Origin of the sequence: Methylorubrum podarium, assembly GCF_022179745.1 — a bacterium.
GTDB lineage: Bacteria > Pseudomonadota > Alphaproteobacteria > Rhizobiales > Beijerinckiaceae > Methylobacterium > Methylobacterium podarium.
The window spans coordinates 1-14,039 of record NZ_BPRD01000508.1 but is presented as its reverse complement, the minus strand read 5'-3'; the positions used below and the strand labels follow the sequence as shown (position 1 = coordinate 14,039).

The window sequence follows — 14,039 nt, the reverse complement described above, 5'->3', positions numbered from 1 at the left end:
GACCCGCCCGCCCTGCCCCAGCACGGCGGCGGGCAGGCCGAGGGCTTCGAGCGTTTGCGTCGTGGTGGCGACCCGTTCCATCTCCAGGCGCGCGGAGAGCAGCGCGGCCCGCGCGAGATGCGGGCGCAGCCCGTTGAGCGCGGCCAGGGTCTGCGGACCGAAATCGCCCTCCGCGCGGGCGCGCTCGCAATGGACGATGACGCTGTCGCCGCTCGGCACCATCACCGTCGTCGCGGTGCCGGCGCCGTAGCCGCGCGGGATCAGGAAATCCCGGTAGAGCGGCAGCGTCGCGATCTCCTCCTCCGTCACGACGTCGAGGTCGTTGCAGAAGCCGGGATGGCGCAGCTCCAGCAGGCGCTCCGTGCGGACGTTGCCGGGAAAGCTCAAATGTTCGGTCACCAGCGCGTCGAACTCGGGCGATGTGGTGACGAAGCCGCGGTAGTGCGTCCCGGTCGAGACGATCAGCACCGCCTCGGGTGCTCCGGCGAAGCGGGCGAGTTCGATCAGCACCTCGCGCCACAGCTCGGGCACCGCCGCCGCCTCGTAGATCCGGTCGATCAGCGCCGCGCCCTCCGCCGAGAGAACGGCGGCCGGTTCGATCGAAGCCGAGCGGATGACGGAGGGAAGGGAGCGAGAATGAAGCGTCATGAATCCGGGGAGAACAATGAGACGTCCGCGGCGAGGAGCCGGGACGTCGGCGCCTTCGAAAGCCGCCGGATATCGTATCCGGCCGGTGGGGACAGGATTTTCTTCGCATTCCTCCCCCGCAAGTCAGGATCGCATTTGTCCACATCCAGACTCCGGCAGCCTTTTCGCGAAGCGAGACCCCGGAAGCGTGTCGCAATGTCCCCCTTTTACGGCTGCGTCTCAAGTGAAGTGGAATTCAGCTTTCGGAAGAGCGGCCTTGCCGATTGCGGAATCAAGTGAGGCGGCACTGTCGCGCGTCCCGATGGTCATCCGGAGAAAATGCCGGGTCCGGACGATTGCCGCGGTCGCCCGGCGACCGAGATCTCCCCCTGCTGGAGCATGTTCGAGCGGGGCGGTCACCGGCTCGCGCGAAGGAAATGCGGAGAATCAGACGCTTGGGCGTTTTCCGTGATCCGGGGATCGTGGAAAAGGCTCGCGACACAGGAGAGGTTCATGCGGCTCCAGGTTCTCGGTTGCGGAGACGCGTTCGGCTCGGGCGGGCGCTTCCACACCTGCTTCCACGTCGATACCTCGGTCGATATCCCGGTCGATGCGTCCGGCGGTGCCTTCCTCATCGATTGCGGCGCCTCCGCGCTGATCGCGATCCGGCGCTTCGGCGTCGATCCGAACCGCATCCGCACGGTGTTCCTCACCCATCTCCACGGCGACCATTTCGGCGGCCTGCCCTGGCTGATCCTCGACGGGCAGCTCGTCAGCGGGCGCACCGATCCGCTCACGGTGGTCGGGCCGCCGGGCACGGCCGATCGCCTCCCGGCGGCGATGGAGGTGCTGTTTCCCGGCTCCAGCACGGTCGAGCGGCGCTTCCGGGTCGAGGTCGTGGAGATGGAGGCCGGGCGTCCGGTCGAGACCGGCGGCGTGCGCGCGACGGCCTTCACCATGCGCCATCCCTCCGGCGCGCCCGCGCACGCCCTGCGGATCGAGGCGGGGGGCAAGGTCGTCAGCTATACCGGCGACACCGAGTGGGTGGAGGACATCGTCGCGGCGGGGCGCGGGGCGGATCTGATGATCGCCGAGGGCTACACCGTGGAGCGTCCGGTGAAGTTCCACCTCGACTGGGCGACGCTGAAGCGGCGCGTGCCCGAGATCGCCCCGAAACGGCTGATGCTCACGCATATGAGCCCGGAGATGCTCGCCCACCCGCCGGACGGCTACATCGCGGCGGAGGACGGGCTCGTCCTCACGCTTTGACATCGCGGCCCATCTGCCGCCTCTTCCGCGCGCAACGGCAAGGAAGGACGAATCATGCGGATGGTCGTGCTCTATGGACTCCTCGGTCTCGGTCTGATCACGGCGCCGGCTCTGGCGCAGGCGCCCGCAAAACCCGCGGTGCCGCAGGTGAGCGCCGACCCGGAGCGCCTGGCCGCCGCCCGCGAGGTCGTCGCCGCCGCGCAGGGCGACCGGGCCGCGGTGCTCGCGGCGATGAAGGCGCCGATGGCGGGCGTCATGCAGCAGATGGGTCTGACGGACCCGAAGAAGGCCCAGGTGATGGTGGACGAGGTCGTCCTGCCCACCCTCTCCGAGCGTTACGACGACCTGCTCGCGATCCAGGCCCTCAGCTTCGCCGCCGTCCTCTCGAAGGAGGACCTGAAGGCGGTCGCGGCCTTCTACGCCACGCCGGCGGGCCGGAACCTCGTCAAGGCGCAGCCGCAGCTGAGCCAGGCCATGCTGACGGGGATGCAGCAGTGGATGGGCACGCTGATGCCGCAGCTCAAGGAGAAGATCGAGAAGGCCGCCGCCACCCATGGCTGGTCGAACGAGATCAAGCGGCGCTAGGTGTAGGGTCCCGGGAATGTAATGTGACGGTTCAAGCCTGGAGCGTTTGGACTCTTTACATCCGGCCTAGCAGATGGACTCGTAGGGCGTGAGGCCCCAGAGGGTCTTGAGGCGGCGGGCGCAATTGTAGGCATTTACGAAGAGCTGGAGATGGGCTCTGAGTTGATCGTGGCTGCCGTAGTGGTAGCGCTCGACCGTCGCGTTCTTGATCGTGCGGTTCATTCGCTCGACTTGGCCGTTGGTCCAGGGATGGTTCACTTTGGTCGGCTGATGCTGGATTTTGTGCTCCGTGCAGACACGATCGAAGATGTGCTCGCTGTCCCAGACGTCTCTCGTGCGGTTGGTGAACTGGATGCCGTTACTGGTCAGGACGATGTCGATGCGGTGAAGTATGGCCACAATCATGTCCCGCAGGAACGGTGCCGCCTCCATCTTGCCGGCATTTTCAACCAGACTAGCAAAGGTGAACTTGCTCATGCGGTCGATGGCGGCAAACAGAAATCTTTCGTCGTACTCAGAAATTCATAGATGTGTACAGCCATTCTTTTCGAAATATATGTCATTTGCTTATATTAGTATTATAATCACGAGTCATTTTTCTATATATACGTATAATTTCGTAGTATAACTCAGAAGATGAAGCATCATTGCTTCCTCGACTAACGTTATATATATTACAGTGGAGATCTTTTTCTGCAAGATTTATCATTTTTTCTTCCAACTCAGTTGCGCGCTTCGTCGGCGGCGGGGTCGTGAGAGTTACAACGTAAGTTTCAACCGAAACAGGCATCTTGACGATGCTAACTTGTTTATCACCGGAGTCCAACGCTATCATATCGACACTTAGCAAAGGGCGCTCTTTTTTGATTGCAGCTAAATGTACCTTGTCAACAACTTCAAACTTATTTTTTTTAGAAAGTTTGTAAATTTGTCTCTTATTTCACTATCGATATTGTAGTCACACTTTAGCATAAATGAAAAATCGGATCTGTAGCCTCGCGCTGCCGCTGCATTACAACAAAGTGCTAAGTTGCAAATTATGCTCAGGGCCAATGCATCTATTATTGACATTTTGCGTGCCTCTTTTTGTGTATAACACAGAATAAGATGTTGTGCCTTCACGCTCGACGGCACAACAATGTAGCTTGCACAGATCCTGTTATATCAATAGTTTTATTGAATCCGCAGTTAAACTAATATAGATGTTGGGTGAGCGAGATGACATTAAGCTCATTGTCGTTAGGCACAGTTTGGTCATGATCAAATTGCGCCTCAACTTGTTTGTATGAAGCAGCTTCTTTCCTCGATATATTTTCAAGTTTGATGTCTTTTTGTGGATTCACATCTATAAATTCAGAATTGGCACTGCTATCCCCATTCAAATTGCTTCTTGTTAATGATTTTATATTTCCTTCACCGCCCCCAATGATAGCTGTACGTTACCAGCCTTGTTTACCCTGCCGTTGCTGAACAAAATATCACTGAAACCAGACACGATACTTCCATCAGACTCTTTTTCGAACGCGTCTTGTATTTGCAAGGATATTGAGGAGATTTTTTGTTCATCCAATGTGTTTAACTCGCCATCGTCTGTCGACCCATCTTGATTTCGATCTTGCCAGACCCTGAAACGCCCCCAGTCTATATCTCCTGGGTCTAGTAACCCATTTTTGTTACTATCGTATAGGACCTTGATTCCCTCGATATCTGTTGGTAGTTTTGGATAAAATCCGGGGTTTCTAGCCATCAATGCTTCGGAAAAATTTATCTCATACTGCTGATCGATAATCCCATCGGGATGAGGATGGCCCTCCGTTCCTAGGTCGATGGCAAGAATTCCATCATCTTTTCCAACCCAAGCGATTTTCAGTGCATGGCCAGTTCCCATGATATCAAAATGGGCAGAAGATTCATTGTACGGAATTATTTCTATCCCATCCCCGTCAAGATCCAGAAACACTGGTCTCGCGAGAGGCCTGCCGTTTCCTGGATCTCGGCCTTCGAGAAAACCATATCTGATGTAATGTTGAGTTATTTCTTCGGCATTATTGCCATAATACGATAAGACATCTCGATTGATGCACATGTATGAATTTGGATCAAACGTGGTCGCCCTCCCCTCGCGGTATCCATAATGTAGATAATGCAACACGCCGCTCGCGGCATCGCCTCCGTACGCTTTAATCAGATCTGCATGAGAGGCTATGTACCTCAATCCATCAAAAGTTATGTGTCTTCCTTCTTGTACGCCATATGTTTCGTAATGGTATTGTCCTGCAGCTGCATTTGCGCCAAATGCTTCTATCAGATCGCCGTATGAAGCGATGTATGCTAAAGGATCAAATAATTTCTGGACAGGAATAGATGTTTTTCCATGTCCAATTTGATTGAGGTATCCAATCCCATCAAATCCCGGCGGATAAATACTCGAAATAGGGGCACTAATCGGTGTCTCCACAGGCTCTGGATAAGCTTGAGTATTCAGAGAATTCCATGTCTTTGGGAGTATAGTTGTGTGATTTTTAAGGATCTTCAACCCAATTTCAGTCGACTGAGCTGGCCATGCATATTGAAGTGCGTTGGACAACTCGACACCAAAATTACCAAGATATTCAAGCCCGTTTCCGATACCAATGTATCTAATGCCTAGCGCGTTTCCATCTTGAAAAACCTGCTGGTAAACCAACCCAGGATACAACTTATGATTATCCAAGGTCACGTTGACAAGCGAGAAATTTGACGGATCAACGTAATGAACGATTTGACCCACTCCAAGTATTCCGGTCCCGATTATTGTCGATACGTCGCCGCTGTTTACACATTGTCCTGATTTATAACTTACAAATGGAGCTGGGTTTTCTCTCATAAGGCGATGTATATTATCTGGGGTGCAATTTGGGTTAGAAACTAGACATACGAATGTTTTAATCTCATGCTTATGGAAACTTGCGGCATTAGGATCAATACCTAGATTCTGGTATCCTGCAATTTTGGTGATGTCTATTTCCTCCTTTCCTGTCGATAGCGTATAATATGTATTGCCTTTTGGATCTTTTCTGAATTCAACCTCTTGAATTGTATTCCCTTTGATAGGGCCGGAATATTTTCCGACAGACACCGGAATCGGAACCGCACTATTTGGAGTGCGGTCATTTTCTCGCCAAATTTCCTTGACTGGCCTAAACATTATCGAAGAAAGATTTGCCCTCAAGCCATCGCCATCTACCGCTGCGTCTGGCGAAATTGCATACGATGGGTTGCCGTAGTAACGATCTTGCCAAGTAATGAAATTATCCCAAGATCTACCTGTAACAGCAATTTCGTCGAGTGTGACCGGATATGGAACTGTTCCACTGCTCATGCTAGCCATCCTTTATTGAAATGCGGCTACAGAATACTCAGTTTTCCAATAGAGCTTTCCACAACCTGAGCAGCAGAGTCATTCGCAAATGCAACCTCCGATGTCAAGATAATCGTCGTCGCGAGAGTGATTTCCAAAATGCCTTTTATTGATCTCAGGCATATCGGCGCCCTTTTAGAAGTTAACGGCTTGTGCGGGCGTAACGATATCGACAAGCCTCGCAGAGGCGAAATAGAACTGCGCTTGAGGAGGATCTCGGGGCAGCTGGCTGCAACGCCACCTGCATAGTCCCCAAAGGGAGCTGCTAGCTCGTCTGAAAAGACGATCCGATATTAGGGAGCTGGAGCCCCCTCAGCGCTTCGGTTCGAACAGGGCCGCGGCCTCCGGCCCCTGCGGAAACGTCAGGGGCATCCGGATCACGCCGCGGTGGTAGGGGAAGCGGGCGCGCTGGAGCGGGTCCGGCCCGGTGAAGATCAGGCGCGGGCGGAACGAGACCGGGCTGACGCAGATGAGGTAGTTGCGCAGGTTGCGCTCGTCGGGCACGAACATCGCCGTGTCGAGGTAGCGCGCCTCGTGGCGCACCCAGGACGGGATGGACGGCAGCCGCCAGCGTCGGGCCAGATGCTCGCCGACCCCGCCGAGGAAGGCATCGGGCTGGGCGCGACCCAGGAATCCGGGATCCTCGGCGATCATCGCACCCTGCGCGGCAGTGTCGCCGTCGAGGGCGTAGAAGGCGTCGAGGAAGTTTTGCAGGTGGTGGTCCCAATCGCCATCCACCCGCGCCCGCTCGACCACCTCGCGCAGGGAAGTCGGTCTCATCGCGGGGCGCCCGGTCGGTTCGGAACCGGGCGCGCCCGCGGCATGTCGCCTACTCCGCGGCCGCCGCGAACACTGTCCCGGCCCGCGGCAGGTCCAGCGTGTCCCAGGTCTCGACCAGGGCCGCGGTCAGCGCGCCGATCCGCTCGTCGTCGTGGAAGGGCGAGGGCGTGATCCGCAGGCGCTCGGTGCCGCGCGGGACCGTGGGGTAGTTGATCGGCTGGATGTAGATGTCGTGGTGCTCCAGCAGGTGGTCGGCCGCCGCCTTGCACAGCTCGGCGTCGCCCACCATCAGCGGCACGATGTGGGTCTCGGTGTGCAGCACCGGCAGGCCGGCGGCCTCCAGCGCCGCCTTGGTGCGGGCGGCCTGGCGCTGATGCGCCTCGCGCTCGGTCTTCGAGCGCTTGAGGTAGCGCACGGAGGCGCGCGCCGCTGCGGCGACGGCCGGCGGCAGGGCGGTGGTGAAGATGAAGCCGGCCGCGTGGCTGCGCACCGCGTCGCACAGCGTCGCCGATCCGGTGATGTAGCCGCCGACGCAGCCGAAACCCTTGGCCAGCGTGCCCTCGATCACGTCGACCCGGTGCATCACGCCGTCGCGCTCGGCAATGCCGGCGCCGCGCTCGCCGTAGAGGCCGACGGCGTGGACCTCGTCCAGATAGGTCATGGCGCCGTAGGCGTCGGCGAGGTCGCAGATCGCCGCGATCGGCGCCACGTCGCCGTCCATCGAGTAGACAGACTCGAAGGCGATCAGCTTGGGCCGGTCGCCGGCCTCGGCGAGCAGCTGCTCAAGATGTTCGAGGTCGTTGTGGCGGAAGACGCGCTTCTCGCAGCCGGAATGGCGCACGCCCTCGATCATCGAGTTGTGGTTGAAGGCGTCCGACAGGATCAGGCAGTTCGGGATCAGCTTGGCGATCGTCGAGATGCCGGCCTGGTTCGAGACGTAGCCCGAGGTGAAGACGAGGCCCGCCTCCTTGCCGTGCAGGTCGGCGAGCTCGCGCTCCAGATCGACCAGCGGCGAGTTGTTGCCGGCGATGTTGCGGGTGCCGCCCGCGCCGACGCCGCAGCGGGCGGCGGTCTGGGTCAGGGCGCCGACCACCTCCGGGTGCTGGCCCATGCCGAGATAGTCGTTGGAGCACCACACGGTGATCTCGCGGCTGCCGCCCTCCGGGCGCCGCCACGACGCCTGCGGGAAGCGGCCCGAGATGCGCTCGATATCGGCGAAGACGCGGTAGCGGCGCTCGCTGTGCAGCCGGTCGAGGGCCGCCCGGAAATGTCCGTCGTAATCCGTGCGCGGCCCGGTCGGCCGGGCCGGCGGACGCTCGAACCTGGCCCGGCCATTGCTTGCGCCATGGCTTACGCCGGCATCGTCCACGCCGCCATCACCGCCCACGATCGATTCATCGGACACGGTGCTGTCGGCAGCGTTCACGGGCATCAGGTTCACGGGCATCCGTCCTCGACGCTTTCGGCTGGCCGGGCGTTCTTCTTGGGACGCCTCGGGTAAAGAATTCAGGCTCGCGCGCCGCCCCGAAGAGCGTCGCCGAACCGTTCGCAGCCGGGCGGTGATCTCCCAAGGTTCAGCCCCCGGGGAGCGGCGCGACCTTCCGCGCGTCATCGTCCAACCGGCGGCGCCCGCTTGCTTCCGGGACGAGTCCCTCGCCGGCGCCGCTGTGACCGCAAGATAGGAGGTATTTTCGAACTGGTTCAAGGTGAGTTCGAGACATTCCTGCTTTGCGCCGGCTTTGCACCGGCTTGAACAGCCTCAGGGATCTTGTCCGTATTCGGGTCCGAGCCTGGGACGTCTCTCCTGCGCAGCACCGCCGAGGACGTCGTCCGGCATCGGTTCGGGCCCGAGCGGGCGGGTCTCGTTCATCCCGTTTCTCCTCGAAACGCTGTGCCGGTGACGATGGGTCGCGGCACGATTCGCGGGGCGGGCCGGCCGTCCGGCGCGGTCGTCGGTCGGAGACGGGAGCGCTGGCGAAGGGCGCGAAACCGCGATACGGCCGTCCCGTGACGGCCGCGTCCGCCTCGGCGGGTCCGGCGGGAAGGATCGTGTCGGAACGCGGGCGATGGCGACCAAGGACGACGAGCGGGCGGCACGGCTGAAGGCGGCCCTGCGCGACAACCTCCGCCGCCGCAAGGCGCAGGCGCGGGGCCGGGCCGACGACGCGCCCGATGCCCCATCCGAGCCCGAGCCGGAGGCTCAGCCGCCCCGGAAAAGCTAGGCTCGGCGCCCGCCGACCCTCTCGCCCCGCCTCCCCGGGAGCGATGCGCGGGGCGCGGGGTGGAACCGAACGGCCACGCTTCTTCTTTTTGCCGGATACCGCCTATACCTCCACCTGAACGAGGGGCGCCCCCGCGCCCGGCACGCAAGGCGACCTCCGCGACCGGTACGGAGGCGCTTCGAGGACCCCGATGGACCGCATCCACATCACCGGCGGCACGCCGCTCAACGGCACGATCCCGATCTCGGGCGCCAAGAACGCGGCTTTGCCGCTGATGATCGCGAGCCTTCTGACCGGGGAGACGCTGGAGCTCATCAACGTGCCGCGGCTCGCCGACATCGCGGCGCTGACGCGCATCCTCGGCAATCACGGCGTCGATCACATGGTCGTCGGCAAGCGGCCGGGCCAGACCGCGGAGACCGGCCAGACCATCCGGCTGACCGCCTCGAACGTCATCGACACCACCGCGCCCTACGAACTCGTCTCGACCATGCGGGCGAGCTTCTGGGTCATCGCGCCCCTGCTGGCCCGCTTCGGCGAGGCCAAGGTGTCGCTGCCCGGCGGCTGCGCCATCGGCACGCGGCCGGTCAACCTGCTGATCATGGCCATGGAGAAGCTCGGCGCCGAGATCGAGATCGACGGCGGCTACGTCGTCGCGAAGACCAAGAACGGCCTGCGCGGCGCCGAGATCACCTTCCCCAGCGTCACGGTCGGCGGCACCCACGTCGCCCTGATGGCGGCGGCGCTCGCCTACGGCACCAGCGTGATCGACAACGCCGCCCGCGAGCCGGAGGTGGTCGATCTCGCCGAGTGCCTGATCAAGATGGGCGCCCGGATCGAGGGCGCCGGCACCTCCCGCATCGTCGTCGAGGGCGTCGCGCGCCTCGGCGGCGCCCGGCACGAGGTGCTGCCCGACCGGATCGAGACCGGCACCTACGCCATGGCGGTGGCGATGACCGGGGGCGACGTCTCCCTCGTCAACACCCGGGCCGATCTGCTCTCGTCGGCGCTCGATACGCTGGCCTCGACCGGCGCCGAGGTCACGGCCCTGCCCGACGGCATCCGCGTGCGCCGCAACGGCGGCGGGATCAGCCCGGCGGACGTGACCACCGACCCGTTCCCCGGCTTCCCGACCGACCTCCAGGCGCAGTTCATGGCGCTGATGACGCTGGCCAAGGGCCAGTCGCGCATCCGCGAGACGATCTTCGAGAACCGCTTCATGCACGTGCAGGAGCTGGCGCGCCTGGGCGCCAGGATCCGCCTCGACGGCGACCTCGCCGTGGTCGAGGGGGTGGAGCGGCTGAAGGGCGCGCCGGTGATGGCCACCGACCTGCGCGCCTCGGTCTCGCTGGTGATCGGCGCGCTCGCCGCGGAGGGCGAGACGCAGATCAACCGCGTCTACCACCTCGACCGCGGCTTCGAGGCGCTGGAGGCCAAGCTCGGTCGCTGCGGCGCGCAGATCGAGCGCGTGCGCGCCTGAGGCGCCGCCAATCCAAAAGAAAGCGGCCTGCACCGGATCGTGCAGGCCGCGCGCCTCTCACAGCCGTGCGTGGGCTCAGCGCCCGACGGCGCCGCGCTTCACGCCGAAGCCGGGAATGTCGCAGGCGCAGGGCGAGTTCACCGGCGCGAAGCCCGTCGGGCAGTTGCCGCGGGCGGTCACGCAGATGCTGCCGCCGCCGCGGCCGTAGCGCGGGGGCGGGGGACCGCGGAAGCGCGGACCGTCATCCTCTTCGTAGCGGCGGCGCCGGCCGTAATCGTCGTCGTCGCGGTAGCGGCGGCCGTAGCCGTCGTCGTAGCGGCGCGGGCTGTCGTAGCCGTCGCGGTAATACTGGGCGCTTGCCGGGCTCGCCACGAACCCGAGGGCCAGGGCGACCCCCACGGTGCGCCCGATGGCCAGAACTCCACTCTTCATCGTCCTCGTCCCCTCCCGCTGGCTCACGATGGTCATGCTTGGCCTTAGCCCCGCGCTCATGAACGCACGATGAGCCCGAAAGAGCCGCGGCCTCGCGCAGTCGTGCCCGGCCAGGGTGAATCGGGGCGCGTCGCGCGATCGACGCGCGCAAGTGCCTTCCCCTCGGCCCGGCTGCCGGTTGCCGCAGGCGGGTCGCCTCGCTACCTACGCCTCGAAATCCGCTCTCCGCGCGTTCGGTCGGGGAGCCTGGAGCGTAAGCATGGAGCTTCTCAAGCTCGCCGCCCTCGACGCCGAGGATCTCGCCGTCATCTCTGCCCACCTGCAGGACGCGATCCTGCGGGCGGAGGATCTCGCGTGGCTGCCGGGGGAGCACCGCTTCGCCCTCGCGGCGCGCCGCTTCGACTGGTCCGTGCCCCCGGGCGAGCCGCCCCGGCGCCGGCTCGCGGGCCTGCATTTCGAGCGGGTGCTGTCGGTTAAGGCCAGGGGCATCACGCCGGGGGCCAGCTCGGGCGAACCCTTGAGCCTCCTGGCGATCACCTTCGAGGAGACCGAGGCCCCGTCCGGCATCGCCACCCTGGTCTTCTCCGGCGGCGCCGCGATCCGCCTCGAACTCGAATGCATCGAGGTCCGCCTGAAGGATCTCGGTCCCGTCTGGCAGGCCGACGGCCGCCCCGACCACGAGGCGGCGCGCAGCCTCGTCGAGAGCCGCCCGTGACCCCCCTCCCCCGAACCGCCGATAACGCCCGATGATCCGCCTCGACAGCCGCTCCCCGGAATTCGGGGAGGCCTTCAAGCGCCTGCTCGGCCTCAAGCGCGAGATCGCGGAGGACGTGGACGAGACCGTCCGCGGCATCATCGCGGGCGTCGTCTCCGGCGGCGACGCGGCTCTGGTGGACTACACCCGCCGCTTCGACCGGCTCGGCCAGGATTTCGCGCCGGCCGCCCTGCGCATCACCGCCGAGGAGGTGGAGGCGGCGGTCGCCGCCTGCCCGCCCGAGGCCCGCGCCGCCCTGGCGCTCGCCGCCGAGCGGATCGAGGCGTTTCACCGCCGCCAGATCCCCGAGGACCACCTCTCCACCGACGACCTCGGCGTCACCGCCGGCTGGCGCTGGACCGCGCTCGAATCGGTCGGGCTCTACGTGCCCGGCGGCACCGCGAGCTATCCCTCCTCGGTGCTGATGAACGCGGTGCCGGCCCGCGTCGCGGGCGTGCCGCGCATCGTCATGGTGGTGCCGACTCCGGAGGGGCAGCTCAACCCGCTGGTGCTCGCCGCCGCACACCTCTCCGGCGTCACCGAGATCTACCGGGTCGGCGGAGCGCAGGCGGTGGCCGCGCTGGCCTACGGCACGGAGAGCATCTCGCCGGTGGCCAAGATCGTCGGCCCCGGCAATGCCTGGGTGGCGGCGGCCAAGCGCCGGGTGTTCGGCCAGGTCGGCATCGACATGATCGCCGGCCCCTCCGAGGTGCTGATCCTGGCCGACGGCCACGCCAACCCCGACTGGATCGCCGCCGACCTCCTGGCCCAGGCCGAGCACGACGAGGCGGCCCAATCCGTCCTCATCACCGATTCGGATGAACTCGCCGAGGCGACGGAGGCGGCGGTGGAACGCGCCCTCACGACCCTGCCGCGCGAAAAGATCGCCCGCGCCAGCTGGCGCGATTACGGCGCGATCATCCGCGTCCGGGATTTCGACGAGGCGGTGCCGCTCGTTGACGCCATCGCGCCCGAGCACCTCGAAATCGAGACCGAGGATGCCGAGGCGCTTTCGCGAAAGATCCGGAACGCGGGGGCGATCTTCCTCGGCTCGCACACGCCCGAGGCGATCGGCGACTATGTCGGCGGCCCGAACCACGTCCTGCCGACCGCCCGCTCGGCGCGGTTCTCCTCGGGGCTCGGCGTGCTCGACTTCATGAAGCGCACCTCGATCCTGCGCTGCGATCCGGCCGCCCTGCGGGCGCTGGGCCCCGCCGCGATCGCGCTCGGCGAATCGGAGGGGCTCGACGGGCACGCGCGCTCCGTGGCGATCCGGCTCAACCTCTGACGCCGGCCCCGTTCGGGGACGGATGATCACTTTTCGAGCCGCCGCCTCGGGAATGCTTGCCTGCGGGGCGGGCTTGCGGCTCATGTGACGGCAAGAGGGCGCCCGGATTCGGGCGCCGACGCGAGAAGGCGGCGGCGATGAAGGCCGAACCGAAGCAGGGGGCAGACGGGGCGCCGGAGAAGCCGAGGAACCGGCTCGCGGCGGTGCGCTTCGACGAGGCCTCGATCGGCCGGGGCAACCCCGACCAGGAGCACGAGCGCGCCATCGCGATCTACGACATCCTGGAGGAGAACGTCTTCAGCCTGCCCGACCGCGACGACGGGCCCTACGGCCTGGTCCTCGGTCTCGTCGAGAACAAGCTGTCCTTCGCCATCTCGACGGAAGCCGGCGAGCCGGTGATGACCCACCTGCTCTCGCTCACCCCCTTCCGCCGGGTGATCCGCGACTACGAGATGATCTGCGAGAGCTACTACAGCGCGATCCGCACCGCCTCGCCGACGCAGATCGAGGCGATCGACATGGGCCGGCGCGGCCTGCACAACGAGGCGTCCGAACTCCTGCGGCAGCGCCTCGAAGGCAAGGTCGATCTCGACCACGACACGGCGCGGCGCCTGTTCACCCTGATCTTCGCCCTCCACTGGAAGGGCTGAGACCGCGCCGACCGCGCAGCATCCTGCCCGTCGGGTGATCGGATCGGCAAAACGATGCGCTTTCGGGAAATCCAGGGCGGTCTTATATCAGCGTGTGCACGAGCACCTCACGAAACGCCCGATCCGTGATGCATCGGCGCAAGGCGGCGGGGGCGTTTCGCGAGAGGTCACGGTGTCTGCATCGACTTTTCCGACCGGCCGGCGCCTTCCTCTCGGGACGATGCTCCGGCTCCTCGTCGCGCATCGTCCCTTCCGACAAGCCGGACGGCCACCTTTCGGGACGATGCTCCGGCCCTTTGCCTCGCATCGTCTTTTTCCGAAAGCCGGATGGCCACCTTTCGGGACGATGCTCTCGGGCAGGGCATGACGGACGACGCGATCCCGGGGACCGGGCCGAAGAAGGGGCGGGTCCAGTCCGTCCTGTTCATGTGCAATTTCAACGCGGTGCGCTCGCTGGCGGCGGAGGCGATCGCGCGCCACTATTTCGGCAAGTCCACCTACGTCCAGTCGGCCGGCGTGCGCTCGGGCGAGCCGAGCGACCCCTTCATGATC

Annotated in this window: 12 protein-coding genes and 2 pseudogenes; 8 read left to right on the top strand and 6 right to left on the bottom strand. The window is 63.7% G+C overall.

Annotated features, from left to right (window positions below; translation table 11 throughout):
• A pseudogene (locus MFF42_RS22195) lies at positions 1 to 648 on the bottom strand (helix-turn-helix transcriptional regulator); the annotation flags it as partial.
• Between the two features lie 492 nt (positions 649 to 1,140).
• On the opposite strand from MFF42_RS22195, the gene MFF42_RS22190 reads away from it, so the two are divergent.
• Together MFF42_RS22190 and MFF42_RS22185 are read left to right on the top strand one after the other, a co-directional pair.
• On the top strand, positions 1,141 to 1,896 hold the full coding sequence (locus MFF42_RS22190; RefSeq protein ID WP_238257816.1) for an MBL fold metallo-hydrolase: 756 nt from the start codon (positions 1,141 to 1,143) through the stop codon (positions 1,894 to 1,896).
• 54 nt (positions 1,897 to 1,950) lie between these two features.
• On the top strand, positions 1,951 to 2,481 hold the full coding sequence (locus tag MFF42_RS22185; protein WP_238257814.1) for a DUF2059 domain-containing protein: 531 nt from the start codon (positions 1,951 to 1,953) through the stop codon (positions 2,479 to 2,481).
• 69 nt (positions 2,482 to 2,550) lie between these two features.
• Here the strand turns inward: MFF42_RS22185 and MFF42_RS22180 are convergent.
• The 4 genes and pseudogenes from MFF42_RS22180 to hemA all read right to left on the bottom strand — a co-directional run.
• Positions 2,551 to 2,979, bottom strand: a pseudogene (locus MFF42_RS22180) (integrase core domain-containing protein); the annotation flags it as partial.
• Between the two features lie 904 nt (positions 2,980 to 3,883).
• Complete coding sequence (locus MFF42_RS22175; protein ID WP_238257812.1) at positions 3,884 to 5,842, bottom strand: SPM autocatalytic domain-containing protein; 1,959 nt, start codon at positions 5,840 to 5,842, stop codon at positions 3,884 to 3,886.
• A 351-nt stretch (positions 5,843 to 6,193) separates the two neighbouring features.
• Entirely contained in the window at positions 6,194 to 6,661 is a 468-nt protein-coding gene (locus tag MFF42_RS22170) for a hypothetical protein (protein ID WP_238257810.1), read from the bottom strand.
• Between the two features lie 49 nt (positions 6,662 to 6,710).
• A complete protein-coding gene (gene hemA, locus MFF42_RS22165) occupies positions 6,711 to 8,108 on the bottom strand; it encodes a 5-aminolevulinate synthase (RefSeq protein WP_238257809.1) in 1,398 nt (465 codons plus the stop codon).
• Positions 8,109 to 8,727: 619 nt separating this feature from the next.
• Between hemA and MFF42_RS22160 the strand changes: the two genes are divergently transcribed.
• Complete coding sequence (locus MFF42_RS22160) at positions 8,728 to 8,883, top strand: hypothetical protein (RefSeq protein WP_238257807.1); 156 nt, start codon at positions 8,728 to 8,730, stop codon at positions 8,881 to 8,883.
• Between the two features lie 190 nt (positions 8,884 to 9,073).
• Complete coding sequence (gene murA, locus MFF42_RS22155; protein ID WP_238257806.1) at positions 9,074 to 10,363, top strand: UDP-N-acetylglucosamine 1-carboxyvinyltransferase; 1,290 nt, start codon at positions 9,074 to 9,076, stop codon at positions 10,361 to 10,363.
• A gap of 75 nt (positions 10,364 to 10,438) precedes the next feature.
• Here the strand turns inward: murA and MFF42_RS22150 are convergent, their stop codons facing one another.
• Positions 10,439 to 10,795 (bottom strand): hypothetical protein, encoded by a 357-nt coding sequence (locus MFF42_RS22150; RefSeq protein ID WP_238257804.1) that lies wholly within the window; start codon positions 10,793 to 10,795, stop codon positions 10,439 to 10,441.
• A 259-nt stretch (positions 10,796 to 11,054) separates the two neighbouring features.
• Between MFF42_RS22150 and MFF42_RS22145 the strand changes: the two genes are divergently transcribed.
• The 4 genes from MFF42_RS22145 to MFF42_RS22130 form a co-directional block, all read left to right on the top strand.
• Entirely contained in the window at positions 11,055 to 11,510 is a 456-nt protein-coding gene (locus MFF42_RS22145) for a DUF2948 family protein (protein WP_238257803.1), read from the top strand.
• A 31-nt stretch (positions 11,511 to 11,541) separates the two neighbouring features.
• On the top strand, positions 11,542 to 12,837 hold the full coding sequence (gene hisD, locus MFF42_RS22140) for a histidinol dehydrogenase (RefSeq protein WP_238257802.1): 1,296 nt from the start codon (positions 11,542 to 11,544) through the stop codon (positions 12,835 to 12,837).
• 137 nt (positions 12,838 to 12,974) lie between these two features.
• The gene (locus tag MFF42_RS22135; RefSeq protein ID WP_238257801.1) at positions 12,975 to 13,487 is read left to right on the top strand and encodes a UPF0262 family protein; all 513 of its coding nucleotides are present in this window, start codon (positions 12,975 to 12,977) and stop codon (positions 13,485 to 13,487) included.
• A gap of 363 nt (positions 13,488 to 13,850) precedes the next feature.
• Positions 13,851 to 14,039 (top strand): arsenate-mycothiol transferase ArsC (locus MFF42_RS22130; RefSeq protein WP_373875208.1); only part of this gene is annotated, 189 nt, incomplete at its 3' end.

What these genes read in the sequence shown, in the direction of transcription:
- MFF42_RS22190 (WP_238257816.1), top strand. Translation starts at nt 1,141, where the DNA reads ATGCGGCTCCAGGTTCTCGGTTGCGGAGACGCGTTCGGCTCGGGCGGG.
- MFF42_RS22185 (WP_238257814.1), top strand. Translation starts at nt 1,951, where the DNA reads ATGCGGATGGTCGTGCTCTATGGACTCCTCGGTCTCGGTCTGATCACG.
- MFF42_RS22175 (WP_238257812.1), bottom strand. Translation starts at nt 5,842, where the DNA reads ATGAGCAGTGGAACAGTTCCATATCCGGTCACACTCGACGAAATTGCT.
- MFF42_RS22170 (WP_238257810.1), bottom strand. Translation starts at nt 6,661, where the DNA reads ATGAGACCGACTTCCCTGCGCGAGGTGGTCGAGCGGGCGCGGGTGGAT.
- hemA (WP_238257809.1), bottom strand. Translation starts at nt 8,108, where the DNA reads ATGCCCGTGAACCTGATGCCCGTGAACGCTGCCGACAGCACCGTGTCC.
- MFF42_RS22160 (WP_238257807.1), top strand. Translation starts at nt 8,728, where the DNA reads ATGGCGACCAAGGACGACGAGCGGGCGGCACGGCTGAAGGCGGCCCTG.
- murA (WP_238257806.1), top strand. Translation starts at nt 9,074, where the DNA reads ATGGACCGCATCCACATCACCGGCGGCACGCCGCTCAACGGCACGATC.
- MFF42_RS22150 (WP_238257804.1), bottom strand. Translation starts at nt 10,795, where the DNA reads ATGAAGAGTGGAGTTCTGGCCATCGGGCGCACCGTGGGGGTCGCCCTG.
- MFF42_RS22145 (WP_238257803.1), top strand. Translation starts at nt 11,055, where the DNA reads ATGGAGCTTCTCAAGCTCGCCGCCCTCGACGCCGAGGATCTCGCCGTC.
- hisD (WP_238257802.1), top strand. Translation starts at nt 11,542, where the DNA reads ATGATCCGCCTCGACAGCCGCTCCCCGGAATTCGGGGAGGCCTTCAAG.
- MFF42_RS22135 (WP_238257801.1), top strand. Translation starts at nt 12,975, where the DNA reads ATGAAGGCCGAACCGAAGCAGGGGGCAGACGGGGCGCCGGAGAAGCCG.